The 23,809-nt window shown below is 65.2% G+C and carries 21 protein-coding genes; all 21 read right to left on the bottom strand.

Features of this window, described 5'->3' with window-relative positions; genetic code table 11:
* Window positions 1-266 precede the first annotated feature (266 nt).
* Window positions 267-1,175: a hypothetical protein gene (locus tag LE416_RS11300; RefSeq protein ID WP_225048892.1), complete on the bottom strand. Its 909-nt coding sequence runs from the start codon at window positions 1,173-1,175 to the stop codon at window positions 267-269.
* Window positions 1,176-1,249: 74 nt separating this feature from the next.
* Window positions 1,250-2,590 (bottom strand): DEAD/DEAH box helicase, encoded by a 1,341-nt coding sequence (locus LE416_RS11295; protein ID WP_225048891.1) that lies wholly within the window; start codon window positions 2,588-2,590, stop codon window positions 1,250-1,252.
* Window positions 2,583-3,539: a DHH family phosphoesterase gene (locus tag LE416_RS11290; protein ID WP_225048890.1), complete on the bottom strand. Its 957-nt coding sequence runs from the start codon at window positions 3,537-3,539 to the stop codon at window positions 2,583-2,585. Before LE416_RS11290 ends, LE416_RS11295 begins: the two co-directional genes overlap by 8 nt.
* Window positions 3,536-4,858 carry a DRTGG domain-containing protein gene (locus tag LE416_RS11285; RefSeq protein ID WP_225048887.1) on the bottom strand — a complete coding sequence of 441 codons (1,323 nt, stop codon included), beginning with the start codon at window positions 4,856-4,858 and terminating at the stop codon, window positions 3,536-3,538. Before LE416_RS11285 ends, LE416_RS11290 begins: the two co-directional genes overlap by 4 nt.
* Before the next feature lie 71 nt (window positions 4,859-4,929).
* Window positions 4,930-6,027, bottom strand: a complete 1,098-nt coding sequence (gene dinB, locus LE416_RS11280; RefSeq protein WP_225048886.1) for a DNA polymerase IV — start codon at window positions 6,025-6,027, stop codon at window positions 4,930-4,932.
* A 512-nt stretch (window positions 6,028-6,539) separates the two neighbouring features.
* Entirely contained in the window at window positions 6,540-8,015 is a 1,476-nt protein-coding gene (gene zwf, locus LE416_RS11275; protein ID WP_225048885.1) for a glucose-6-phosphate dehydrogenase, read from the bottom strand.
* A 9-nt stretch (window positions 8,016-8,024) separates the two neighbouring features.
* On the bottom strand, window positions 8,025-8,675 hold the full coding sequence (locus LE416_RS11270; RefSeq protein ID WP_225048884.1) for a metal-dependent transcriptional regulator: 651 nt from the start codon (window positions 8,673-8,675) through the stop codon (window positions 8,025-8,027).
* Window positions 8,676-8,746: 71 nt separating this feature from the next.
* On the bottom strand, window positions 8,747-9,259 hold the full coding sequence (locus LE416_RS11265) for a hypothetical protein (protein WP_225048883.1): 513 nt from the start codon (window positions 9,257-9,259) through the stop codon (window positions 8,747-8,749).
* 418 nt (window positions 9,260-9,677) lie between these two features.
* Window positions 9,678-10,007: a DUF1292 domain-containing protein gene (locus LE416_RS11260; protein WP_225048881.1), complete on the bottom strand. Its 330-nt coding sequence runs from the start codon at window positions 10,005-10,007 to the stop codon at window positions 9,678-9,680.
* Window positions 10,008-10,018: 11 nt separating this feature from the next.
* Window positions 10,019-10,444, bottom strand: coding sequence for a Holliday junction resolvase RuvX (gene ruvX, locus LE416_RS11255; protein WP_225048879.1), 426 nt, complete (start codon window positions 10,442-10,444; stop codon window positions 10,019-10,021).
* Entirely contained in the window at window positions 10,445-10,705 is a 261-nt protein-coding gene (locus LE416_RS11250; protein WP_225048878.1) for an IreB family regulatory phosphoprotein, read from the bottom strand.
* Window positions 10,706-10,797: 92 nt separating this feature from the next.
* Complete coding sequence (locus LE416_RS11245; protein WP_225048877.1) at window positions 10,798-11,553, bottom strand: nucleoside phosphorylase; 756 nt, start codon at window positions 11,551-11,553, stop codon at window positions 10,798-10,800.
* Between the two features lie 229 nt (window positions 11,554-11,782).
* Complete coding sequence (locus LE416_RS11240) at window positions 11,783-13,399, bottom strand: DUF4091 domain-containing protein (protein ID WP_225048876.1); 1,617 nt, start codon at window positions 13,397-13,399, stop codon at window positions 11,783-11,785.
* Window positions 13,400-13,454: 55 nt separating this feature from the next.
* Window positions 13,455-14,939 (bottom strand): alpha-L-fucosidase, encoded by a 1,485-nt coding sequence (locus tag LE416_RS11235; protein ID WP_225048874.1) that lies wholly within the window; start codon window positions 14,937-14,939, stop codon window positions 13,455-13,457.
* Entirely contained in the window at window positions 14,936-17,893 is a 2,958-nt protein-coding gene (locus tag LE416_RS11230; protein WP_225048866.1) for a glycoside hydrolase family 2 TIM barrel-domain containing protein, read from the bottom strand. Before LE416_RS11230 ends, LE416_RS11235 begins: the two co-directional genes overlap by 4 nt.
* 222 nt (window positions 17,894-18,115) lie before the next feature.
* The gene (locus LE416_RS11225) at window positions 18,116-18,946 is read right to left on the bottom strand and encodes an AraC family transcriptional regulator (protein WP_225048865.1); all 831 of its coding nucleotides are present in this window, start codon (window positions 18,944-18,946) and stop codon (window positions 18,116-18,118) included.
* Between the two features lie 271 nt (window positions 18,947-19,217).
* Window positions 19,218-20,141 (bottom strand): carbohydrate ABC transporter permease, encoded by a 924-nt coding sequence (locus tag LE416_RS11220; protein WP_225046898.1) that lies wholly within the window; start codon window positions 20,139-20,141, stop codon window positions 19,218-19,220.
* Window positions 20,142-20,152: 11 nt separating this feature from the next.
* On the bottom strand, window positions 20,153-21,124 hold the full coding sequence (locus LE416_RS11215) for an ABC transporter permease (RefSeq protein WP_420844389.1): 972 nt from the start codon (window positions 21,122-21,124) through the stop codon (window positions 20,153-20,155).
* Between the two features lie 448 nt (window positions 21,125-21,572).
* The gene (locus tag LE416_RS11210; RefSeq protein WP_225048864.1) at window positions 21,573-21,914 is read right to left on the bottom strand and encodes a phage holin family protein; all 342 of its coding nucleotides are present in this window, start codon (window positions 21,912-21,914) and stop codon (window positions 21,573-21,575) included.
* Window positions 21,914-22,219 (bottom strand): hypothetical protein, encoded by a 306-nt coding sequence (locus tag LE416_RS11205; protein WP_225048860.1) that lies wholly within the window; start codon window positions 22,217-22,219, stop codon window positions 21,914-21,916. Before LE416_RS11205 ends, LE416_RS11210 begins: the two co-directional genes overlap by 1 nt.
* A gap of 90 nt (window positions 22,220-22,309) precedes the next feature.
* Window positions 22,310-23,800 carry a daptomycin-sensing surface protein LiaX gene (gene liaX, locus LE416_RS11200; protein WP_225048857.1) on the bottom strand — a complete coding sequence of 497 codons (1,491 nt, stop codon included), beginning with the start codon at window positions 23,798-23,800 and terminating at the stop codon, window positions 22,310-22,312.
* Window positions 23,801-23,809 lie beyond the last annotated feature (9 nt).

Below are 23,809 nucleotides of genomic sequence, written 5' to 3'. Positions count from 1 at the left end.
ACGATGTTCATCGTTTACCACTTAATTACGTTGTGAAATTGTCTATCAGGGAGCACGAGACAAGCGGGCCACGGGGCTCTCAGCGCTGCCCCATTTTCTGGATGGGAAGCCGCTCACATCGCATATCCTAACGCGTTAATTCTACGTTGTGTCGGCGGGCGTGTCAATAGACCTCAGGCGCCCGGGTTAAGTCAACGCTCACCCGCCGTGCAGCGGTGGCGCCCCGAAGCGGGACCGGTTCGTGCCGGACACCCGCCGCCAGGCCCTCACAGCGCGATGCGCACGATTTTGCGGTACATCGTCTTGGCGAAGGGCCCGGGCGTGGCGCGGTAGAACGGCGACAGCGCCAGGCGGCCCTGCCCCGTCGGTTGGCCGGCCAGCGCGCGGCTTTTGGCCCAGCCCTCCGCGATCAGCTCGCTGCCCGGCCGGCGCAACGGCACGGTCAGCCCGAAGCGATTGGGCACGAAGTTCAGCTCACCCGGCAGCTGGTTGCCCCAGGCGAAAAGCTGCGGGAAGCCGCCGCCCATCAGGTACTCGTACTCGCGCTCGTTGGCCAGGGCGAAGCCAAACCCGCCGAGCCGGTGCTGCAGCTGCGGCAGGTCCCAGTCGTGCTTGAGCGCGACCTGGTAGGCCGTGGCGCTCGCCTGGCGCAGCCTGAGCTGATCCGTCTCGATCACCGGCGGCAGGCTGCCGTCCGGCCCTGGCGTGAGCAGCGACTGGACCGAGCCGGCGAGCTTGGTGTAGGCCAAAAGGTTGCCGCGAAACTTGCCGGTGATGAAGTCCAGCTGCCCGATCACCTCAAGGGCGCTTTCGATCGGCGTGCGGGCGACCAGCATCGGCGGCAGGTCGAAGCGGCCGGCCGGGCTCAGGTGGTTCTCCGCGGCCGCCTGGTTGAGCCCAAGCGCCCGCCCCACCGCCTGCATCGGCTCGGGCAAGGGCCAGGTGACGCCGAGCGGCACCCCGGCCGCCCCCGGCACGAAGCGCAGCCACTCGCCGGCAATCAGGAAGTCGAAGGTGTGCAGCGTCTGGCCGAAGGTGGCGACCGTCACCGGCTCGATCGCGTCGACCGCCAGAAGCGGGCTCAAAAAGTAGCGCCCGAGCTGCGCGGCCGCGAACTGCCGCGCCTTGTCGTCCAGTGCGTTCCACTCCGGGAACAGTAGTGCAAGCTCTGCCATGTGGTCCTCCCATCCGCGGGCCCCCGCCCGCTACCCAAACAAAAACGACGCGGCTTCTCGCCGCGCCGTCACAGCTAGTTCTTCTTGTTCTTCTTGCGCGTGGCGCGCAGCTCCTCGCGCTTCTTGATCTTGTTGTTGCGCCGGCGCTCCTCGGCCACGGCCTTTTGAATCTTCTTCTTGTAGCCCGGCATCTTCTTTTTGGCTTCCTTCTTGGCCAGGCCGCGGATTGCGAGGCTGCGTTCCTCGGTCTTCGGCTTGCGCGCGGCGCGCCGGTTGCGATCGTAGGAATCGACCAAAGCGCCGTTCTTGAAGCTCTTCGGCGTGAAGTGGATGCCCATGTGCTCGAGCTCGGCGACCTGCGCCTCTTGGCCCGGTGCGTACAGCGTGATGGCGGTGCCGGGCAGGCCCTTGCGCCCGGTGCGCCCGACGCGGTGGATGAAGAACTCCAAGTCGTTCGGGATCTCGGCGTTGATCACCAGGGACACGCCGTCGATGTCGATGCCGCGCGCCGCCAGGTCGGTGGCCACGACGAACTGGAACTTGAGGTCCGCGACCTCCTTCATGATGCGCTTGCGCTCGCGGGGCTTGATGCCGCCGTGGATCTTGGCGACCTTCAGGCCCTGGTTGACCAGGTAGCGGTGGATCGCGTCGGCCGCGGCCTGGGTGTTGGCGAACACCAGCGCGAGGAACGGCTCGCCCATGGTCAAAAGCTTGTAGATCAGCTCGTTTTTGTCCTGGCCCTTGGTCGACACCAGCAGGTTCTCGACGGTGTCGGCGATCACGGTCTTGGGCTTGATCTCGATGACCGTCGGGTTTTGCATGTACTTCTTCAAGAACGGCTGGAGCTTGGCCGGAATGGTCGCGGAGAACACCAGCATCTGCAGGTCCGCGCCGAACACGCCGGCGATCTGGTCGACGCTGGCCAAAAAGCCCATGTCAAGCGTCATGTCGGCCTCGTCGACCACGAAGGCGTGGGCGGTGCGGGCGACCAGCGCGTCGTCTTTGATCAGGTCGAGCAGGCGCCCCGGCGTGCCGATGGCGACGTGGGGCTGCTGGTTTTTCAGCTTGTCGATCTGGCGGGTCTTGTCGGTGCCGCCGACGTAGTTTTGGACGCGCAGCTCCGGGTTGGCGGCGGCCAGCGCCGTGGCGACGGTGTACAGCTGGGTCGCAAGCTCGCGCGACGGGGCGGTGATTACGACCTGCACGGCGTCCTTGGTCGTGTCGATGCCGTTGAGCAAAGGCAGCAGGAACGCGTGGGTCTTGCCGCTGCCGGTCTGGCTTTGGCCGATCACGCTTTGGCCCTTCAAGACGGCAGGAATCACCTGCTCTTGAATCGGCGTCGGCGCCTTGATCTGCGCGGCGTCAAGCCCCGCCATCAGGAAGGGTTTGAGGTTGAACTGGGTAAAATCAGGCATTAAGGGTCTCCTTATAGGTGGTGACAAGTGCGGACAGCGCGGTCTGAATCTGAGCGGCCTCCTCGAGGTCTTGGGCCTTGGCGCCGGAGGCCAGCGGGTGGCCGCCGCCGTTGTGTGCGCGGGCCAGGTCGTTGATCACCGGCCCCTTGGAGCGCAGGTTGACGCGGTACGGGGCGTCGTCCTGCTCGACGAACATCGCCCAGGCGACGACCGAGTCCAGGCGACCCGGGGTGCCCACGGCGGCGTGCACCTGGTCGGCGGTCAGGCCGAGCGCCTGCACGGTGGCGAGCGGAATCACCACCCACGCGGCGCCGTCCGGCGTGACGGTCAGGTGGTTGAAGACGTAGCCCTGCAGCTTCGCCTGCGCCAGGGTGATCTGGTTCATGCGGTTGTTCAGGGCGGTCGGGTCGAAGTCCTGCTTGATCAGGGCCGCGGCGACCTCCAGGGTGTGGGGTGTGGTGTTGTTGAACAGGAAGCGCCCAGTGTCGCCGACGATGCCGGCGTACAAAAGCCGCGCCGCCGCCGCGTCGAGCACCAGGTGGTCGCTTGCCTGGATCAGGTCGAAGAGCAGCTCGGAGGTCGAGCTGGCCTCAGGCACCACCCACTGCAGGTCGCCGTACGCGTCGTCGTTGGGGTGGTGGTCGATCTTGATCAGCTTGGCGCCTTCACCGAAGCGCGGGTCGGAGACGCGCGGCTGGTTGGCCGTGTCGCACACGATGACCAGAGCACCCGCGTAATCGGCGTCTTCGACTTCATCCATGGTGCTCAGCCAGGCCAGGTTGCCCACCGGCCCGCCGGCCAGCAGCACCTTTTTGGCCGGGTAGCCGGCGCGAATCGCCGCGGCCAGGCCGCCCTGGCTGCCCAGCGCGTCCGGATCCGGGTTGACGTGGCGGTGGATGATGATGGTGTCGGCCGCGTCGATTGCCTGCAAAATGTCGTCTTGGATCATCGTGAATTCCTTTCCAGCAGCTGGCAGGTGACGATGGCCTTGGCCACCGGCAGCCCGTCCGTCTGCAGTTCAATGTCGAAGGACCCCTCGTGCTGGGTCATCTCAAGCGTTCGCAGCGTGATCTGCACGGTGGACTCCAGCTGAATCGGCCGGAACGTGTGCAGGGACAGCTGCTCGATCAGCACGTTGCGCCGCCCGTTCTCGTTGAGAAAATGGGTGACCACCGCGTTGATCGCCTCGTTCATCACCCCGAAGGACAGGGTGCCGAGCTTGTTGGTCATCATCGGCGTGGTGTGCAGCTCAAAGCGCGCGCCGACCGCCGGCTGCACCTTGGCAACCACCAGCTGCGCGGCCACGGAATCGGCGATGGTGGTGCCCACCGAGTCGGAGCCGAGGTCCGCAAGACTCGCGAACACGCTGGCGCGGGTGACGATGCCCAAAAGCTGCCAGTCATCGTCGACCACCGGCAGCACGTTCAGCCCGTTGCCCTGCATGGTGTGCCCGACCGTGGTGACGCTCAGGTACGGCCGCACGGTCTGCGGGTTTTTGACCATCACGCGCTCAAGCGGCGTCGTCGCCTTCTTGCCGGCGACCAGCTTCGGGGTAACCATCCCCACCAGCCGCCCGGAGTTGGTGACCACCGGCAGCACGAAGTCCGCGCGGGACGCGCGCAGGCGGGTGAAGTCGGCGACCGTGTCGAGCGCCGTGGCGGTGCAGGTCTCCTCAAGCGGCGTGTAGATGGCGGCGACGGTCAGGATGTCCTGCTTGATCGCCTGGTCGGACAGCGCGCGGTTGAGCATCGTGGCGACGGTGAAGGTGTCGTAGCTGGTCTGAAGCACCGGCAAAGACAGCGCGTTGGCCTGCGCGATCACCGCGTCTGAGGTCATGAAGCCCCCGGTGATCAGAACTGCCGCGCCGTTGTGCAGGGCCGCCTGCTGGGCGTCCTCGCGGTTACCCAGGATCACCAGCGAGTTCTTGGTGATGTAGCGGGTCATCTCGCTGGGCGTCATGGCGCCGATCACGAACTTATCCAGCTTCTTGTCCAAGCCCGCGGAGCCACCGAGCACCTTGGCGTCGATCAGCGTGAGCAGCGCCCGGAACGTCAGGGAGTCGATGTTGTTCACCGGCTTTTGCTCAATGCGAATCGTGCCGACCCGCTCGATGGTGGACACCAGCCCGGTGTTTTCGGCCTCCTTGATGGCCCGGTAGGCCGTGCCCTCGCTGACCTTCTGGTGCTTGGCGATGGTGCGCACCGAAATCTTGGTGCCGACGCCCAGGCTTGCGATGTAATTCAGGATCTGTTCATGTTTAGTCGCCATTGTCTCCGCTCCATCTATACAGTCTTTTCTTGAGTATACCACAGATGACGGCCATTTCACTGCCTGTATTGCTACAGTTTTAAATCAATGTTCTCATATTGTTGGGGATCAAGCGCGGTCAGCGTGATGCCCAGCAGGCGCACCCGCTCCGGCCGGTGGTCTAGCCCCTGCCACAGCTGCTTGGCCGCGGCCAGAATCGCCTCCGCCCCGCTGAAGTAGGCGTCCTGCGTCATGCGCTTGGTCAGGGTGTTGAAGTCCGCGTCGCGCACCTTGAGCACCACCGTTTTGCCGTGCTTCTGGTGCTTGGCCAACGATTGCGCGACCATCTGCGCCAGGCGGTCCAGTTCGCGCTGAACTGCGTCTTCACTGGCCAAAAAGGGTTGGTAGGTGCGCTCCTTGCCGATCGACTTGGCGTCTCGGACCACCACCGGGCGGTTGTCCACCCCGCGCGCGTGCTGGTACAGAAGCAGGCCCATTTTGCCAAAGCGCGTGATCAGCTGCTCCTGGCTGAAGGTGCGCAGCGTGCGGCCGTCGACGATGCCCATCGCCTCAAGCACCGGCGCCGTCTTGGCCCCGACGCCGCGGAAGGCCGCGATCGGCAGCCGGTCCAGGAACGCCTGCGCCTGCTCGGGCAGGATGATGGTGCGCCCCTGCGGCTTGTTGTACTCGGAGGCCTCCTTGGCCAAAAACTTGTTGTACGAGAGCCCAATTGAGCTGGTCAACCCGGTTTCGCGGCGAATCTGGTCTTGTAGCCACAGCCCCAGCGCGATGGTGGTGCGAAACTGGTGGTTGGCGGTCACGTCGAGGTACGCCTCGTCCAAGGCGACCGGCTCGACCAGGTCGGTGACTTGGTGGAAAAGGCCGTGAATCTGGTCGGACACGGCGCGGTAGGTCGTGAAGTCCGGGTCCTTGAACGTCAGCAGGCGCTTGGGGACTAGCCGCAGCGCCTGGTTGGCCGGCATCGCCGAGTGCACGCCGAACTGGCGCGCGACGTAATTGGCGGTGGTCACCACGCCCTTGCCGCCGGTTTGGCGCGGGTCGTGGGCGATCACCAGCGCGCGGCTTTTGAGGCTCGGGTTGTCGCGCTCCTCGATGGACGCATAAAAGGCATCCATGTCGACGTGGATGATCTTGCGCGACGTGTCGTTTCTCATCGGCAGTTCAAGCATGGTGCCCTCCTTTCGCTGGGGCGACGACGGCGGCGGGCGCACCCGTCCAGCTAGGCTACCCGTCCCGCTAAGTCCGCGGTTCTCCGCTCTGGTCTCGTCGAGCTGCAAACCGCAACGCGGGCGCGGCTAGCTACGCGCGGTCACCGGGGCCAAGACCGCCCCAATGCACCCGCTAGGCTACCCGTCCCGCTAAACCCGCGGTTCTCCGCTCGGGTTATCGTCGATCTCCGCAACGCACCGCCGGTTCGTCTAGCTAAGCCTGGCACTCGGGCCAAAGTGCGGCCCAAGTACCAGGCTTACGCTACCCGACCGGCTAAGTCCGCGTTGCGCCGTTCTGGTCATCCTCGAGCTCCGTGCGGCAACGCCCACTCGTCCAGCTCAGGCCAGTACTCGGGCCAAAGTGCGGCCCAAGCACTGGCCTAACGCTAGCCGGTGGGCTAAACCCGCCGCACGCCGCTCTGGGACAAAAAGCGAGGCCCCGCGCAACTGCGCGGCGTCTCGCTTTCGGTGACTCAGTCTGCCATCTGGATGCGGGTCGGCTGCCAGAACCAGTCGTGGCCGTCCCTTTGCAGCAGGTCAAACGCGGCCTTGGGCCCCATCGTGCCGGCGGCGTAGGTCGGCATCTGGTCGTCCTTGGCCCAGGCGGCCAGGATCACGTCGATGTAGCGCCAGGTCGCGGCCAGCTCCACCCAGTGGTTGAAGTTGGTCTGATCGCCGTGCAGGGCGTCGCCGATCAGGCGCTCGTAGGCCTCGGGCGCGGCCTGGGCCGCCTTTTTGTCGTGGCGGAAGTCCAGGTTCTGCGGCACCAGGGCGTTGGTCGCGCCCAGCTGCTTGCCGTTGAGCTCAAGCGTGATGCCCTGCGTCGGCTCGATGTAGATGGTCAGGTGCGCGGCCGGCTGAGCGCCGAACATCCCCGCCGCGCCAGGCTTGAAGGTCACCGTGACCTGCGTGGACTTGCGGGTCAGGCGCTTGCCGGTGCGCACGTAGATCGGCACGCCGGCGAGGTCTGGCAGGTCGGTCAGGATGCGCCCGGCGACGAAGGTGTCCGTCAGCGAGTCGGCAGCGACGCCCGGCTCCTCACGGTAGCCCGGCACGTCGGACCCGGCGATGGTCGCCTGGGTGTACTGGGCGCGCACGAAGTTGGCCGCGGCCTCTTCTTCGGTGTAGCGGTGCAGCGCGGCGAAGGCCTCGGCCTTGACCTTGTGCACGGCCGCCGCCGACAGCTCGGTCGGCTCCTCCATGGTCAGGCAGGCCACCAGCTGCATCACGTGGTTTTGCACCATGTCGCGCAGGGCGCCGGCGGTTTCGTAGTACCCCGCCCGCTCCTCGACGCCCACGGCCTCGGCCAGCGTGATCTGGATGTCTTGGATGAAGTCCTTGTTCCACAGCGCCTTGATGATCGGGTTGCCGAAGCGCAGCCCCATGATGGCCTGGGCCATTTCCTTGCCCAGGTAGTGGTCGATGCGGAAGATCTGCGCCTCCTTGAAGGTCGCCGTGATTGAATCGTTCAGTTCCTTGGCGCTTGCGTAATCGTGGCCGAACGGCTTTTCGATCACCAGGCGGTTGAACCCGTCAGTCGTCAGCAGCGCCTCGGACTTCAGGTGGCTGGCGATGGTGGCGAAAAACGCCGGCGCCATCGCCATGTAGTACAACCGGTTGCCCGCCGCCTGGTACTTGGCGTCAAGCGTCGCGGCCAGCTCCTTGAGCGTGATGTAGTGCTCGGCGTCGGTGACGTCGTGGGACTGGTAGTAAAAATGTTCCGAGAAGGCGACGGCCTGGTCGTGGTCGTTGTCGCCGGCCACCGCCGCCACCACGATGTCGCGGTAGTGCGCGTTGCTCCACGGCCGCCGCGCGGTGCCGATCACCGCAAAGTGGGCGGCCAGGATGCCCCGCTTGTACAAGCCGAACATCGCGGGGTAAAGTTTTCGCTGCGCGAGGTCCCCTGACCCCCCGAACAAAATGATCACTGCAGATGTTTCTTCAGACATAATTAGCTCCTACTCCTGTACTTCGACAAAAATGTGCGAGGCCCGCCTAAGGTCGACGGAAAGGTCCGCGTCCTTTTCACGCGAGTGCAGCGTAATGGTGCGCGCGTCCTTGGCGACGATGCGGAAGTGGTCCTCGATGTGCAGCCCGAGGGCGAAGATGTAATCGATCAACGCCGCCTCGTCGACCACGCGCTCGATGTGGCCGTGCGCGCCGACGTCAAGGCTGGCCAGGGCCACGCGGCTCTGGTCGAGGTAGTGGCCGTCCTCGTCGGGAATCACGCCGCCGTGCGGGCAGTACTGCGGCTTGCCCAGCATTTTGGCCAGCCGGTCGGCCATGTCCGGGGTCGTCGCGTGCTCGAGCTTTTCGGCCTCCTGGTGGATCGCGTCGACGGGGTAGCCGAGCGACGACACCAGAAAGACCTCCCACAGCCGGTGGTTGCGTACCAGCATCGCGGCCTTCTGCTGGCCGCTGGCCGTGAGCTTGATGCCCTGGTAAGGCGTGTGGGTGACGTAGTGCTGCTCGACCAGCTTGGTGATCATTTCGCTCACCGAAGCCGCGCTGACGGTCAGCCCCGCCACAATCTGCTTGTTGGAAATCAGGGCCGTGTCACCGCCCAGCTCAAAAATCATTTTCAAATAATCTTCTTTATTCGGTGTCATTGTTCTCCTCACCTCTCAACTCAGTCGACGCTCTGCCTTTATTATGCCCGACTTGAACAAAAATTACACCCTTAATCAAGCCGCACTGACGCCGCGGCCCGCAGCCGGTGCCACTGCCGCCAAAAAATCGCGTAGGCCGCCTCATCGTCCGGCGCCGGCCGCTTCTCAGCACTCGCGGCGTAAAATGCGGCCACCTCATCTGCGAAGTTGCAGACCGCCCGGGCGTAGGTCGTCCAGGGCAGCGTCACCGCCGGCCCGTCCGCTGGGGTCAGCAGGACGCGCTCGCCCGCCAGCGTGACGCCCCAGTCAACGCCCTCGGGGCAGCCGATGATCAGCACGTCCTGATCGTCGGCCGTGGGGTACATGCTAAAGCCGCAGCACGGCAGGAGCTGCAGCTCGGCCACGACCGGATCGTGCCCGTCCTGCAGCGAGCGCAACAGCTCAAGCGCCGCGGCGCTCACCGTTGCCTCCTGCGTGGTTCGCGCGTCGCCGATGGTGACCTCAACCGTGCCGTGCGCGCACAGGTCCTTGGTGGGGTCCTCCTGATAAAGCCAAAACGGATTGGTGAGGTGCAGGTCGAACATGGTGGGACTCCTTTCGCGGACGGGCCAAGTGACGCCAGTCAAAATCAACACCGGTGACTCCCGCCTGGTCCTCATCGGCATCCACCGGCGCACGCTGAGCGGCCCGCAAAACCCGCGCGGTTCCGCCCTCTCTCAAACGGGCTCCTCAAGGCAACGCCGGTGCGTCCAGCTCAGCCTAGCGCCTGGGCCCAAGCCCGGCCCAAACGCTAGGCTCACGCTGGCCGACCGGCTAAGTACGCCTTGCGCCTCCCTCTCTTCCAAACGGGCTACGCCGCGCACCGTGGGCGCGCCTAGCTTGCACCGGCGTTTGAAGCCAAGTGCGCTCCAAGCGCCGGTGCCACGCTATGCGGCCCGCGACACCCGCGCGGCTCCGCCCTCTCTCAAAAAGGGCCCCGCTCGATGAGCAAGGCCCTTGTGGTTAGTCTTCGGTGTCGTCTTCGTCCTCGTCGGCCAGGAAGGTGTTCAGGACCTCCTCGACCATCGCCCATTCGTCGTCGTCCTCGATTGGGAAGAGGTCGCCCTGGCTGGCGTCGCCGTTCTCGTCCGGCGTGAAGGAGAAGGCCTGAATCTCAAGCTCCTCGTCCTCGCTTGCGCCTTGCGGGTACAGCAGGACGTAGCTTTTGCCGTAGTCCTCGGAGTCGAAGGTGAAGAGGACCTGGTACAGTTCCTCGTTGCCCTTCTCGTCGATCAGGGTGATCAGTTGCTCGTCTTCGCCCGGGTGCAGGTGCTCGTTGTTCTCTTCTGCCATGTTATCCTCCGTCAGGACCGGCTTCTGCGGTCCAGGTAGTTTTGCAAAATCATCTGCGCCGCAAGCTTGTCGATGACCTGCTTTTGGCGTTTGCGTGACGCGTCCGCTTCCTCAATCAGCATCCGCGAGGCCTCAACCGTGGTCAGGCGCTCGTCGGTGAAGGCGACGGGCAGCTTGAAGCGGTCCTCAAGCATCGCCCCGTAGGCCTTGGACTTCTCCGCGCGCGGCCCCAGGGTGTTGTTCATGTTTTTGGGCAGGCCGACGACGAACTCGGTGACCTCGTACTCCGCCACGATCTCGGCGACGCGATCGAGGCCGAAGTTCTGCTTGTCCTCGTTGATTCGAATGATCTCAAGCCCCTGCGCGGTCCAGCCGAACGGGTCGCTCAAGGCGACGCCGACGGTTCTGGAGCCCACATCCAAGCCCATTAAGCGCATCTAGTCCTTCTCCTTGCCCAGCGCGTTACGAACAAGCTCCTCGATGATGACATCGCGCTCGTACTTGCGAATCTGCGCACGCGCATCCTTGTACCGCGGAATGTACGCCGGGTCGCCGGAGATCAGGTACCCCACAATCTGGTTGATCGGGTTGTACCCTTTTTCCTCGAGTGACTGATAGACGGTCTCTAACGTCTCACGGACGTTCTTCGGGTTGTTGTCCGGAAAATCAAAGTGGACGGTTTGATCCAATGTGCTCATTCCTAACACCTCTATTCTGTCCAGTTCACCTTCTATTTTACTTGAAATGGGCCCAAAGTACAACGGCCGGCCGGCAACAGTTGGCGCCTTGCCTAGCGCGCAGCCGGCCACTGGACCAGCGCCGCACCGGCCGCGGTGAGGGCCGGCAGCTGCGCCGCAACACCGAAACCGCGCGCGTCGTAGGCCGCAAGCTCGGCCAGACTGTCAGCGGTGAAGAGCACCTGCCCGAAGCGCGCGCCGCGGAAAACGGCACAGGCGCAAAGGGCCGCGCACTCCATCTCGACGACCTCACAGCCCGCGGCCAGCGCCCGGGCGATTTTGCCTGGCGTCTCGCGGTAGTACGCGTCGTTGGTCCAGGTCGCAACGGCCTTGGCCCCGGAGGCAAGCGCCCGCAGCAGGTGGGCGGAAAGCGCGGCGTCCGTCGCGACGCTTGCGGCCGGCGGCAGGTAGTGGTAGGACGTGCCCTCGTCGCGCAGGGCCGCGGTCACGACCATCAGCTGGTTCTCCGGCGTGTCAACCAGCACGCCACAGGAGCCGACCGCCACCACCGTACGGGCGCCGTAGCCGATCAGAAAGTCCAGCAGCTGCACGGCCGCCGGCGCCCCGAGCGGCGCCTGGCACAGGCCAATCTCTTCGTCTTCAATCGTCAGCGCGTAGACGCGGTAGTGCTTGGCGATGGTCTCGTACTCGGCGACCTGCCGGTGCGGGTGGGCGCCCAGGAAGGCGGCGAAGTTGGCGTCGTTGACGAAGGCCAAAAGCGTCCGCGGCGGCACGGCGAAGCCCTCGCCGCGGTTGGGCGCGATGACGGCCTCGACGGCGGCGTCGTAGTCGGTGATGGGCAGTGACATGTGGATAACCACCTTTCTCGGTGCGAATTGTGCTTAAGTCTACCACTTTTCGCCGCGTTGTCCACCACTAAGGCCCAGTTATCCCCCAAACCCGCGCTTGTCCCCAGCAATTATCCACTTGTCCCCGGCTTGCGGGCGAAAGCCACGCAAAAACGGCGGGTTACCCACAGGTGGATAACCCGCCGCCGTGCGCGCGTTGTGACCGGCTGTGGACAACTCACGGTGTGGCTCAGGCGTCGGCCAGCCGCGTCGCCGCCAGCGCGTGCAGCCGGTCGAGCCACACCGCGTTTTGCGGAAAGTCCGTGAAGCTCAGCGCGCCCCCGGCGGTCGCCGCGACCAGCGCCAGCACCGCTGAGCGGCCGATCTTGGCTTCCAGCTGCTGCAGCAGCGCCAGGTCGGCCAGGCCCATCATCTGCACCTCGTTTCGGATGCTCGACACCGGCCCGTTTTGGCTCGGGTACACCAGAAACGGGTCGCCGCCCGGGAAGAACCCGTCGGCGTCGGTGACGGCGTACGGGTCGATCGGGTGGGTGCTCAAAGCGGCGCTGTAGAAGTTGTAGCCCCAGTGCAGGAAGCCCTGGATGCCGGTGACGTAAAGCAGCACGCCCATCACCCGGTTGCGGAAGCTCGGCAGCGCAAAGAAGCGGTTGGGTACGCGGTCGCCCTGCGCGCAGCAGTAGTACGTCCACATCTTCTGCACCCCGGCGGCCAGAAACGGCGCAAGCGCGTCGTCGGCCACCACCGGCAGCTGCACCAACCCCGCCTGGTACAGGCCGAGGTCGGACACCGCGTCCATCACCGTGCAGCCGGTGAACAGGTCGGCCACGCCGGCGCGCGCCGCGGCGTACTGGGCGCGTGCGTCCTGCCCGGGCTCGTCGGAGACGTGGTAGAACAAATGCGCGTTGTCGTAGCCGTACTCGGCGAACACTGCCCGGGCCGCCGGCAGCAGCTGGTGCCAAAACGCGACGTAATCCGGATCCGTCGCCGGGGTTGCCCAGCCGAACCGCCAGCGCCCGTCAACCTGAACGTTAGCCGCGCTTTTGGCGCCCCACTGCGAAAACAGCGGCGGCAGCTCAAGGTTTGCGACCCCGAGCTCGCGGCACAGCGCACACCACCGGCGCAGGGCGGCGAAGTCGAAGGTGAAGCGGCCGGGCGCAGGCTCCGCCACGGCCACCAGCTGCACGTTCAGCCGCCTTGTGCCCTCGGCCGTGTCCAAAGGCGGCGTGATCAGCGGGGTCAAAAGCGTGTTGACCCCGCAGCGTGCGACCGCAAAGGCGACGAACTCGCGGATGCGCGCCCACAGCGCCGGCTCGTACGGCGTCAGGTGGTAGTAGTGGGCCAGCGCGTCGACGTGGAACCACTCGGTGTGCCAAAGCACGGGCGCCTTGGCCTGGGCCGCCACCACCGTCAGGTCCACGCACAGCGCCTGCGGCTCGGCGTCTTCGGTGCGCACCGCGATGCGCCACCGGTGCTGCCCCGCGGGCAGGTAGGTGGTGTCGAGCCGCAGCCAGGCGGCGCGCCACTGGCCGCGGTATGCCCGCAGCTGGCCCGCCACCAGCGGGTCGGGAAACAGCCCCGGCGCCGTGCGCAGGTAACCGTCGTCGACGTTGGGCCACTGGGTCAGCGTGGTCGGCACCAGGCCGACCTGCCGGATGTCGGCCGCCGGCAGCGAGGCCAGCGTGACCGCCGCGAAGGTGCCATCAAGCGCCGTGGCGGTGTACGCCACCTGAACCGCCGCCGGCTCCCCCTGCAGCACCGTCAGCCCCCCGGTCAGCGGCGCCGGGGCCGCATCGGCGAACACCTTGGTCATGCTGGAAACCAGCCGGCACTCAATGCGATTGCTCATTTTCCGCCTCCTTTTACTGCCGCGTCCGGGCGCGTGTGACACCCAATGCGTGGCGTCATTCGTCCGCACCCCGCGTCATGATGGCGATGTGCGCAAGCGTCGCGGCGGCGCGCGCCCGGGTGATGGTTACCCGCACCGCCTGGGTGGTGCAGGAATGCCCCAGCACCAGCCGCTTGGCGCCGACCGTCTCGCCTTCACCCCACGCTTGCCAGCCGTCAGGCGTCTGCACCTCAACCGCGAAGGCCTCGATGCGCTGACCCTGTGTCAGGTCCTCCTGCAGCGCGACGGTGTCGAACGCAACCGGCTTGGGCCAAGTCAGCGTCACCGTCGGCCGGTCGTCTTCGGCCGCGGCCTGCCAGGCGCGCGGGACAGTTGGTTGCGCCGCCGCGGCCAGCTCGGCCGCCGCTGCCGCCGCGGTCGGCGCCGCCGAATCAGCGGCGCCCGTGATGCCCCGCCACGGCCCGGTAGCGCTGGACACGCGCACGGTCGCCGAACCGGCCACATCGCTTTGCGTCATGGCGGCCAGCCGCTTGCCCAGCGCCGCCAGATTGGCGACGTCCGTCGGGCACAGCTGCCCGTCCGCTTGCGGCGGCACGTTCAACAGGAAGCTGGCGTTACCGCCAACCGCCGCCGCGTACAGGCGAAACAGCTCGGCGGCCGTGCGCACCTGGGCGTTTTCCGCCGGGTGGTGGAACCAGCCCGGGCGAATGGAGGTGTCCACCTCCGCCGGGTACCAGGCCAAGGGCCCGTCGTAGTCCGCCAAAACGGCGCGGCTACCGAGGTCAGGCAGGCTGGAGTTGAAGCGCCGCGAGAAGCCGGCGTCTTCTTGCTGCTGCGAGGCCGCGGCGGTTTTCTCCGCGTCCTGCAGGCCCGCCGGCACCACGCTCCACTCCGCTAGACGGGCCGCGCCGGCCTCGTTGCCGATCCAGCGCACGTCCGGCCCGCACACGGCGATGACCGCCCTTGGCTGCAGGCGCCGGATCAGGGCGTAGTAGCGCGCCCAGTCGTAGGCCTGGCGCCGGCCGTTCGGGCCCTCGCCGTTCGCCCCGTCGAACCAGACCTCGAACACCGGCCCGTAGTTCGTCAGAAGCTCCGTGAGCTGCGCGCAGTAAAAATCGTCGTAGGCCGCGCCACTGCCGTAGCTCGCCTCGTGCCGGTCCCAGGGCGACAGGTACACGCCGAACTTCAGCCCGTGGCGGCGGCAGGCCGCGGCGAACTCGGCCACCACGTCGCCGTGGCCGCCGCGCCAGGGCGAGCTGGCTACGGTGTGCGCAGTCTGGGCGCTCGGCCACAGGCAAAACCCATCGTGGTGCTTGCAGGTCAGAATCGCCCCGCGCATCCCCGCGGCCTGAAGCGCCGCGGCCCAGGCGTCGCAATCCAGCCGCTCGGGGTTGAACCACGCCGGATCCTCGGTGCCGTCGCCCCACTCGCGGTCGGTCATTGTGTTCATACCGAAGTGCACGAAGCCGTAAAACTCAAGCTGCTGCCAGGCCAGCTGTCGAGGGCTTGGCCGCACGGCGACTAGCTGCTCCGGCGTCATCGCGCCGCCTCCGTCGTCAGGTCAAGCGCCAGCTGCCAGGAGAAGCTGGCGTCCGTGAACTGCTCCCACTCCGGCAGGCGCGGACCACAACTGGCCGAGCCAATGCCGTTTTGTGCGTAATCCAGGCTCAAAATCGCGGCGTCGCTTGCCGGAAGCGCCCAGTCGTGGGCCGCCGCCGTCAGCTGGGCGGCGGTGTACGGAATCAGGGAAAAGCTGGCCGGTGCCCCGAAGGCCACGTGCAGCCGGTGGCCGCCGGTCGTCACCGCAAGCTCGCGGGTGGCGTAGTGGCTGCCGTGCTCCTGTGGCTTGACGTAAGGCTCGTAGCTCGCCTGGGCCGTCGTCGTGAACCAGTTGAGACTGGCCGCCTCGTGCTTGTCGCGGTAGCTCTCCATCGGCCCCATGCCGAGGTACTCGGCTTTGGCCGCCCGATCGAGCGAAAGCTGCAGCCCGAAGCGCGGCCAGGCCGGCATGCCAGGCGTGCGGGTGACCTGCACCGAAGCGCGCAGCTGGCCGCTGGTCGCCACCGTCCAGGTCACGGTCAGGGCCGCGAGCTGCTGGACCTTGGGCGCCGTCAGCGTCAGCGCGATGGTGATGGCCACGGCGCCCGCCTTTTCGCTCACCGTGCAGGTGCCCCGGTGCGGCACCACGCGGTCGTAGCCGGCGGCCCGCCAGTCCGCAGCGAGGTCGCGGTCATTGTCGATCGGCGCGCGCCACAGCTGCCAGGCCATCGGTGCGCGCAGCCAGTCGTGGCCGCCCTGAGTGAGCTGACGCCAGGTGCCGGCAAAAGCGTCCAGGACGTAGGTGAAGCCGGCGCCGGTGACGGTCACAGTTCTCGGCGTCTGGGTGACGGTCAGCGCCTCACCTTTGTCGGCCAGAGCCGGCAGCGCGCAGGTCGGCGCCTGCAGCAGCTGTTGCTGAATGCCGACGCCGTCAAGCGGCGCCTTGGTCCCCGCTTCGCCGAGCGTCCACTCGACGGACAGCAGCGCATCCGTCCGCGGCAGCGAAACGGCGAACGTGGCCGTCTTGTGCGGCGCCAGCCCGGTGAGTGCCAGCGCCTGCCACGGCCCGGGCTGCCCGGCCACGCTGACGCGCCAAAAGCCCGTGTAGGCCCCGCCGGCGGTGAAGTCCAGTCGGTTGTGCAGCACCAGCTGCCCGTCCTGCACCGCCTCAAGCGCAATCGGCAGGTGGGTGGCCTGGTACTCCAACAGGCCGGTGTGCGGCCGGCGATCCGGGTAGACCAGCCCGTCCATGCAGAAGTTGCCGGCGTCCGGGAACTCGCCGAAATCGCCGCCGTAGCCGAGGTGATGGGTGCCCGGAATCACCATCGCGTGGTCGCACCACTCCCAGACGAACGCCCCGATGAAGTTGTCGAAGCGCTGCATGAGCTCGTCGTACACGGCAAGACCCCCGGGGCCGTTGCCCATCGCGTGCGCGTACTCGCACAGCATCAGCGGCAGCTTCGGGTAGCGGTCGCAAAACGCCTGGCAGCCGGCCGGGCTCTCGTACATCCGGCTGTACACGTCGACCAAGTCCATCGTTGACTCGGGGTCGGCCGCCTCCTTGGCCGACAGCCCCTCGTAGTGCACCAGCCGCGTCGGGTCGGCCGCATGGGTCCAGCGGCAGGCCGCCGCGAGATCGGCCCCGAAGCCGGATTCGTTGCCCATCGACCAGCAGAAGAGGCAGGCGAACAGCCGGTCGGCCGTCACCATGCGCTGGATGCGGTCCAAGACGAGCTTAGCGTAGGTTGGGTCCTCGACCAGCTGATCCATGTCACTGGCCGCGCCGTACAGGTCACCGGCACCGTGGCACTCCACATCGGCCTCGGACACGACGTAAAAGCCCATGCGGTCGCACAGGGCGTAGAACTCCGGGGCCTTCGGGTAGTGCGACGTGCGAATCGCGTTGAAGTGGTGCTTTTTCATCAGCACCAGGTCGCGGCGCTGCATCTCAAGCGTCACCGCCGCCCCCACCCGCGGGTCGGAGTCGTGGTAGTTCGTGCCGTAAAGCTTGACCGCCTGGCCGTTGAGCCTCAGCACCCCGGCCTCCAGCGTCCACTGGCGGAAACCGACGTCAAACGGCAGTGCCTCGTCCCCGGCCGTCACCACCAGCCGGTAGAGGTACGGATGCTCGGCGTTCCAAAAGGCGCAGTCGGCCACCGTGATCGCGGTGCCGACCGTCCAGTCCCCGGCCGCCAGCTGCTGACCGGCCGCGTCGACCAGCGCGTAACGCGCCGCCGGTCCCGCGTAGGCGTCAACCGTCAGTGTCCCGGTGCCGCGCGCGACGTCCACCGTGGTGTGCCAGTCAAGCGTCGTGGCGTGTGCCTGCGGCCGCGCCAGCAGGTAGACGCTGCGAATCAGGCCGCTGGTGCGAAACTTGTCTTGATCCTCGAAGTAGGTGCCGACCGACCACTTGGCCACCAGCACCGCCAGATCGTTTTCGCCCGGGTGCACGAAGGCCGTCACGTCGAACTCGCTGTTGGCGTGCGGCACGGAATCGTAGCCGACGTAGCGGCCGTTGACCCAGACGTACATGGCCGAGTCCTTGCCCTCGAAGTTCAGGTACCAGCTGTCATCGCCGTCAGCCACCGTGAAGCTGCGGCGGTAGTAGCCGGCCGGGTTGGCATCCGGCACGAACGGCGGCTGGAAGGGAATCGGGTAGGAGACGTTGGTGTACTGGTGGTGGTCGTAGCCGTGGTTTTGCCACGTCGCAGGCACCGGCAGCACCGCGTCAGTGGTCAGATCGCCATCGGCCCAAAACTGCTCGTCCAGTGCCGACAGGTCGGGGAGGTAGCGAAAATCCCAGTCACCGTCCAAAAGCGTGAAGCAAGGCGACTCGGTGCGCCGCTTCGCCTTCAGCGCCGTCGCCTCGGTCGGGTAGGGAATGTAGTAGCTGCGCGCCGGCTCGGTGTTTTCGCGCAGCGCCTGAGGATCTTCCAGCAAGTCACGTTTCGTCATGTTTAGTCCACCTTTCACTCATTCGTGCCTATTGTACAGCGCTTTCTCCGGCATTCATATCGCAAAACGGGCCCACAAACATGGAAAAATGTCACCTCGTCGCGCGCAAAAAAGACGCGCCACCACAGCGCGTCATCATGCTTGCGACTCTCCGGCAGGGCCGATTAGAGGGCAGAACTAACGGCCGCCCACCTTCTCCCCTCGTCACCGGGAAGGTCCCGCTCAATCCTTTTTCGCCCCGTTCGCCCGCCGAAACGCGCGCGGCGACATCAGGTAGACGCGCTTGAACTGCGTCGAGAAGTACAGCGGATCGGGGTACCCGCAGGCCGCGGCCACCGCCTGCACCGAAAGCGTGGTGGTTCTCAACAGGTGGCTGGCCTGCGCCAGCCGCAGCCGCAGCAGGTACTGCTGTGGCGTTACGTGCATCGCCGCCTTGAACTCGCGCGTCAGGTAACCGCGAGACACCCCGGCCCGCGCCGCCAGCCCGGCCACCGTCACCGGCAGCTGATAGTGCGTGTGCAGATAGGCCAGGGTGTCCGTCACAAGGCGCTGCGTCGGCGCCTTGTCGGCCGACCGAACCGGCAGCGCGAGCGCCTCCGCCAGCACATCGAGAAACCCCATCAGCGCGGCCAGTCGCTGCAGCTCGCGCCCACCGACCGGCCGGCAGACCTCCGTCACCGCCGCAAGCGCGACCCCGCAGGCCGCGGCCGCATCAGCCGGCAGCGCCGCCAAAAGCGCCGGCGTCACCGCGGCAAAGTGGGCGTCCACCAGCGTGCCGGACGCGGCCACCCAGGCGTAGGTCCAGGGATCCCCCGCCGCCGGCCAGTAATCCACCACCTGGCCGCGGCGGAAGCCGAACAGCTCCCCCGGCTTATAGTCGCGGCGCACCCCGTCGATCACCGCGGTGCCGCGCCCGCTCACCACATAGTGGAACACATAATCCTGCGCCGCCTGATACGTGTAGTGATCCAGCACGCTGCAGGGCTGGTAGCCGCACTCGGTCAGATTCAGCTCGCGGTGCGTCGCCTGCGCCTGGTACCAGAAGTAATCCATCGTCTCGCCTCCTCGCCTAATTAAACCGCGTTTGCGTCCAAAGCGCCACGCTTACGCTACCCGAACGGCTAAGTACGCGCTGCTCCGCCCTGGATACAAAAACGCCTCCGCTTTTGCGGAGGCGCGGTGCAACCGTGGGTCACTCGGATCGCTAGGGGGAGCTTAACCGGTGGCCGCGGTGCAAGATTTGACGCGTCTGACTCGCGGTGGGGGCCGCAAGTCCTGGCGGTACCGTGCGGGTGATGCCCCGCCCGACGCGTCTGTTCAATAACTAGCCCTTGACCCCGCCGACGGTCATGCCCTTGACGAAGTACTTCTGGAAGAATGGGTACGTCAGGGCGATTGGCAAGGTGGCGACCACGACGACGGCGAAGCGCATGCCTTCAGACGGGATCTCCGTGCCGGCCGCCATGGTCGACCCGCCCTGGGCCGCCTGCTGCGTCAACATCGTGATGTTGTTTTGGATCTTAACCAGCAGGTACTGCAGCGGCGTCACATCCGGACTGTCCGTGTACAGCATCGCGTTGAACCAGTCGTTCCAGTAGCCCAAAGCGGAGAACAGCGAGATGGTCGCAATCCCGGGCACCGCCAGCGGCACCACGATGCTGCGGAAAATCTTCAGCTCAGACGCCCCGTCGATGCGGGCGGACTCGATGATCGATTCCGGAATGTTAGTCAGGAAGAAAGTCCGCATGATCAACACGTTGAACACCCCGAAGGATGCCGGCAGAATCAGGGCCCAGATGCTGTCCTTCAGGTGCAGCATCTGCGTGACAACCAAGTAGTTCGGCACCATGCCCGGGGTGAAGAGCATGGAGATCAGGGCGAAGACAGTGAAGAACTTCTTGTAGTCGAAGTCACGCCGCGAAATCGCGTAGGCGTAAGTCGACGTGAAGGTCGAACTCATGATGGTCCCGACCACCGTCACGATGACGGAAATCAGGAAGGACTTGCCGACCTGGCCACCCATACCGGTCAGGTACGTGTAAGACGCCAACGTCCAGTGCTTCGGCCAAAACTGGTAGCCGTACAGGGTGATGTCCGACTCCTTGGTCAACGACAGGATGATGATGAAGACGAACGGCACCACGCAGGTGAAGGCGAAGATGCCCAGAAAAATGTTGAAGAACAGGTTGGTGCCGGCGCTGAACTTGCGGATGTCCACGGCGCTGACGACTTTTTTCTTTTTTGCCATGCGCGCGCCTCCTAAAACAGTGCCGAATCCGGCTGCAGCTTACGAACAATCGCGTTGGAGCCCAGGATCATGACCGAGCCGACCACGGACTGGATCAGACCGGTCGCGGTGCTCATGCCGATGTCGCTGGTCGTGGTCAACGCGCGGTAGACGTAGGTATCGAACGTCTGCGTCACGTTGATCAAAGTGCCCGAAGCGCGCGGCAGCAGGTAGAACAGCCCGAAGTCGGACCGGAAGATGCCGCCGATGTTGATGATCAGCATCAACGTCGCAATCGGCAGGATGTGCGGCAGCGTGACGTTTTTAATCTGCTGCCACTTGTTGGCGCCGTCCATCATCGCCGCGTCGTAGTACGACGGGTCGATGCCGGAAGCGGTCGCGAAGTACAGGATACTGTTGTAGCCGATCCCCTTCCAAACGCCCATGAAGACGATCAGGAACGGCCAGACGTACGGCGTGTTGTAGAAGTCGATGGCCGTGCCGCCCGCCCCGGTGATGATGTGGTTGATGATCCCCTTATCCGCGCTCAAGAAGGCGTAGAGGAAGTAGGCCAGAATCGCCCAAGACAGGAAGTACGGGAACAGCATCGAGGTCTGGTAGACCCGAAGCAGCCGCATGTTGCGCATCTGGCTCATCACAATGCCGAAGAAAATGGCAAAGAAGAAGTTCAGAAGCAGGAACGTCAGGTTGTACCCGACGGTATTGCGAAGTACCAGCCAGAAGTCGGCGGACTTGAAGAAGAAGATGAAGTTCTGGAACCCGACCCACGGGCTGTGGAACAGGCTGTACAGGAAGCCTCCATCCGAGTACTGGAAATTCTGGAACGCCACGACATTGGCCAACACGGGAATGTAAAAGAAGATGATCAGGAAGATGGTCCCTGGTGCGACCAGCAGGAAAAACGTGCTGTTCTTTTTCATCTTGGCGATGAAGCCCTTGTTATTACCCCCGACGACCGCGGACTGTTTCGTCTGCATCGTCATCCCTCCTTGCGTATGTATGCTTCAATTGTAAGCCCTTTACCGCGGTGACACAGTCGTCAAATTTAGGGTGTTAGTTGTCAAATTAATGTTGCAACGATAAGCCAAATCGAGACCGACCAACCCGAAAGCTGCCGTCAGCCCTTGCCCCGCAAGGCTTCTCGTCGCTCATCAACCACCGCGAATTTGTCCCCCACCCACTCAGTCGTTCCCGATTAGTGGATTGGCGCCTGCCGACTGTGCGTCCCGCTTAGCCCGCGGTTCTTCGCCCTGGTTTCGTCGGGCTGCCAACCGCATCGCGGGAGCGGCTAGCGACGCCGGGCCATCGCGGCCAAGCCCGCCCCGTTGCTCCGGCTAGGCTACCCGTCCCGCTAGCCCGCGGTTCTTCGCCCTGGACGCAAAAAGGCCCGGCTGCAGCGTTTGCAGTCGGGCCTAGGGTTTTAAAGTCTGATCAGTTGCGGTCGGCGTCGCCGAGCGTTGCGTTCACCACGCTGAGCACCAGGGCCAAGATGACCTGGGCGCCGAAGCCGGCGAAGGTGATGCCCGAGACGAACCATGTCATCAGGCTGAGCATGAAGCCATTGAGGATCAGGAGGAACAGGCCCAGCGTCAGGATGGTCAGCGGGAAGGACAGCACCTTCAGGATCGGCTTGACCAGCCCGTTCAGGACGCCGAGGACCACGGCCCCGGTCAGGGCGGCAGTCCAGCTGGCGACGAACAGCTGGGACGGAAACAGGTTCGCGTACACGATGAACACGATGGTGGTCAGAATGACCTTGCGCAGAAAGTGCATTAGAAATCACTCCAGTCGTCGTCGTGGTCCACGTGGTGCCGCGGCCGCTCCGGCTCCTCCTTGACGTTGTGCGCCTCTTTGCGCACGTTGGTCAGGTGGCTTTGCCAGTCCGTGTGGTCGCTGCGGTACGGGTGATCCCGCCGCCGTCTCGGCGTCGGCGCGCTTTGGCGCACCAGCCACCAGATGAACAGGCCGATGACCACCGGCCAGAACAGGACGTGGATCAGGGCGAAGCCGAGGGCGAACACCATCATGATGGCGATGCCGGCCACGAACAGGATGATGGGAATCATGAGAAAGGGCATATCGATCTCTCCTTTGCTGCACCGCCATCCCTGGCGGCCGTTTGTCGTATAAGAATAGCCGCGCCAGCACGACGCGGCCGAGACAGAGGCTTAATCGTTGTCCGTGTCCTTGAGCTGGACGTTCCCGCTGGTCGTGGTGACCTTCAGGCGGCCGCTGCCGGTGCCTGGACGGTCCAGGGTGACTGACTTCGCCTTGCCGGACACGTTGATGCCCGCCATGCGGCTCTTGACGCCGCCGAAGCGCGTGCGGGCCTCGCCGCTCACCGCGACGCTGGCCGGCAGCGCAAGCTTGACGTTGCCGTTGACGGAACTTGCCGTCAGCTGGTCAAAATCGGTGGTCAAAGTCGTGCGAATCGTGCCGTTGACCGTCTGCAGGCTCAGCGTTTTGGCAGCGCTGGACACCTTGATGTCGCCGTTGACGGTTTCGAGCATCAGGTCGTGCACCGTGCCGTCGGTGACCTTGATCGAGCCGTTGACCCCTTCGATCTCGAGCATCGTGGCGGTCAGCTGGTTGAACGTCAGCTCGCCGTTGGTGCTTTTGACGTAGAAGTCCTTACCGCTCAGGCCGTTGAGCAGCAGGCCGCCGTTGAGCAGCCGCACGGCCACGTGGTCGTAATCGCGCTTCGGCAGGTGGATCGTCAGGTCGGCCTGCACGCGGCGGTTCGGCACCTGGAACACCAGGTGGTCGTCGTTGGCCTCGATGTGGCTGCGGTCCAGGAACGCCTCAAGCGGGGTGTCCGCCTGCATCTTGCCGAAGAGCTTGATCTCGGCGTTCACCTGAATGCCGGCCTGCTCCCAGGTGTCGATGGTGATGTCGCCGTTGGCCACCTTGAGGTCCAAGATGCTGGCCTTGCTGTCCGGAAAATCGAAGGTGTGGCTGAAGCGCTCCGTGGCGATGCCCGGCACGCGCACCGTGACGTCCTTCCAGTCCACGTTGTCCAGCACGTTGTTCATCGTTTTCTTGACCAGCGAGCCGATCTGGAGCGTCGCGTCGTTGACGGTCTTGCCGATGTCGTTCAGCGCGTCCTTGGCCTGGTCCTGCCAGTCGTCCGGCAGCACCTTGTCGGTGAAGGTCTTCTTGGTCAGCTGGTGCTTTTCACGGTTGAGCTCGGCGATCTTGGTCTTGAGCGTCGCGACCTGCTCGGTGAGCTCCGCCTGCTTGGTCGTCAACGTCAGGTTCTCCTGCTTCAGGCGACCGCGCTCCTTGTACTTCTCCTCAGACAGGGTGTCGAGGTCCTCCATCGTGTCCAGCACGATGATCTGCTCGGCGTTGGCGGCGAGCTTGGCGTTCACGCTTTTGACCTGGGCCTGGGCGGCGTCGAGGTTGCCGGCCAGCTCGGCCAGCTGCGTGTTCAAGAGTGCGAGGGCCTCCTCGGTCGGGGTCTCCTTGGGCGTGTCTTGAGTTGAATCATCATCTGCGGTGGGTTGTTGCTCGTTTGTCTGGTCGGCTGCGGCGTCTTCGGGTGCGGAAGTGGGGGTCTTGGCCTTCGCCTTCGCGAGGTTTTCGAGGAGCACCAAGGCTTCTTCGCTGGTGATCACACCCTGCTTCACTAAATCTAAAATCCGTTCACGTTCATTCATGGTATTACC

The sequence above is a fragment of the Lacticaseibacillus kribbianus genome (assembly GCF_020180945.1).
Classification (GTDB): domain Bacteria; phylum Bacillota; class Bacilli; order Lactobacillales; family Lactobacillaceae; genus Lacticaseibacillus; species Lacticaseibacillus kribbianus.
The sequence above is the reverse complement of the archived record's forward strand: the minus strand, read 5'-3'. Positions and strand labels throughout refer to the sequence as shown.

Coding starts and splice junctions, on each gene's coding strand:
- LE416_RS11300 (WP_225048892.1), bottom strand. CDS start 1,175: ATGGCAGAGCTTGCACTACTGTTCCCGGAGTGGAACGCACTGGACGAC.
- LE416_RS11295 (WP_225048891.1), bottom strand. CDS start 2,590: ATGCCTGATTTTACCCAGTTCAACCTCAAACCCTTCCTGATGGCGGGG.
- LE416_RS11290 (WP_225048890.1), bottom strand. CDS start 3,539: ATGATCCAAGACGACATTTTGCAGGCAATCGACGCGGCCGACACCATC.
- LE416_RS11285 (WP_225048887.1), bottom strand. CDS start 4,858: ATGGCGACTAAACATGAACAGATCCTGAATTACATCGCAAGCCTGGGC.
- dinB (WP_225048886.1), bottom strand. CDS start 6,027: ATGCTTGAACTGCCGATGAGAAACGACACGTCGCGCAAGATCATCCAC.
- zwf (WP_225048885.1), bottom strand. CDS start 8,015: ATGTCTGAAGAAACATCTGCAGTGATCATTTTGTTCGGGGGGTCAGGG.
- LE416_RS11270 (WP_225048884.1), bottom strand. CDS start 8,675: ATGACACCGAATAAAGAAGATTATTTGAAAATGATTTTTGAGCTGGGC.
- LE416_RS11265 (WP_225048883.1), bottom strand. CDS start 9,259: ATGTTCGACCTGCACCTCACCAATCCGTTTTGGCTTTATCAGGAGGAC.
- LE416_RS11260 (WP_225048881.1), bottom strand. CDS start 10,007: ATGGCAGAAGAGAACAACGAGCACCTGCACCCGGGCGAAGACGAGCAA.
- ruvX (WP_225048879.1), bottom strand. CDS start 10,444: ATGCGCTTAATGGGCTTGGATGTGGGCTCCAGAACCGTCGGCGTCGCC.
- LE416_RS11250 (WP_225048878.1), bottom strand. CDS start 10,705: ATGAGCACATTGGATCAAACCGTCCACTTTGATTTTCCGGACAACAAC.
- LE416_RS11245 (WP_225048877.1), bottom strand. CDS start 11,553: ATGTCACTGCCCATCACCGACTACGACGCCGCCGTCGAGGCCGTCATC.
- LE416_RS11240 (WP_225048876.1), bottom strand. CDS start 13,399: ATGAGCAATCGCATTGAGTGCCGGCTGGTTTCCAGCATGACCAAGGTG.
- LE416_RS11235 (WP_225048874.1), bottom strand. CDS start 14,939: ATGACGCCGGAGCAGCTAGTCGCCGTGCGGCCAAGCCCTCGACAGCTG.
- LE416_RS11230 (WP_225048866.1), bottom strand. CDS start 17,893: ATGACGAAACGTGACTTGCTGGAAGATCCTCAGGCGCTGCGCGAAAAC.
- LE416_RS11225 (WP_225048865.1), bottom strand. CDS start 18,946: ATGGATTACTTCTGGTACCAGGCGCAGGCGACGCACCGCGAGCTGAAT.
- LE416_RS11220 (WP_225046898.1), bottom strand. CDS start 20,141: ATGGCAAAAAAGAAAAAAGTCGTCAGCGCCGTGGACATCCGCAAGTTC.
- LE416_RS11215 (WP_420844389.1), bottom strand. CDS start 21,124: ATGACGATGCAGACGAAACAGTCCGCGGTCGTCGGGGGTAATAACAAG.
- LE416_RS11210 (WP_225048864.1), bottom strand. CDS start 21,914: ATGCACTTTCTGCGCAAGGTCATTCTGACCACCATCGTGTTCATCGTG.
- LE416_RS11205 (WP_225048860.1), bottom strand. CDS start 22,219: ATGCCCTTTCTCATGATTCCCATCATCCTGTTCGTGGCCGGCATCGCC.
- liaX (WP_225048857.1), bottom strand. CDS start 23,800: ATGAATGAACGTGAACGGATTTTAGATTTAGTGAAGCAGGGTGTGATC.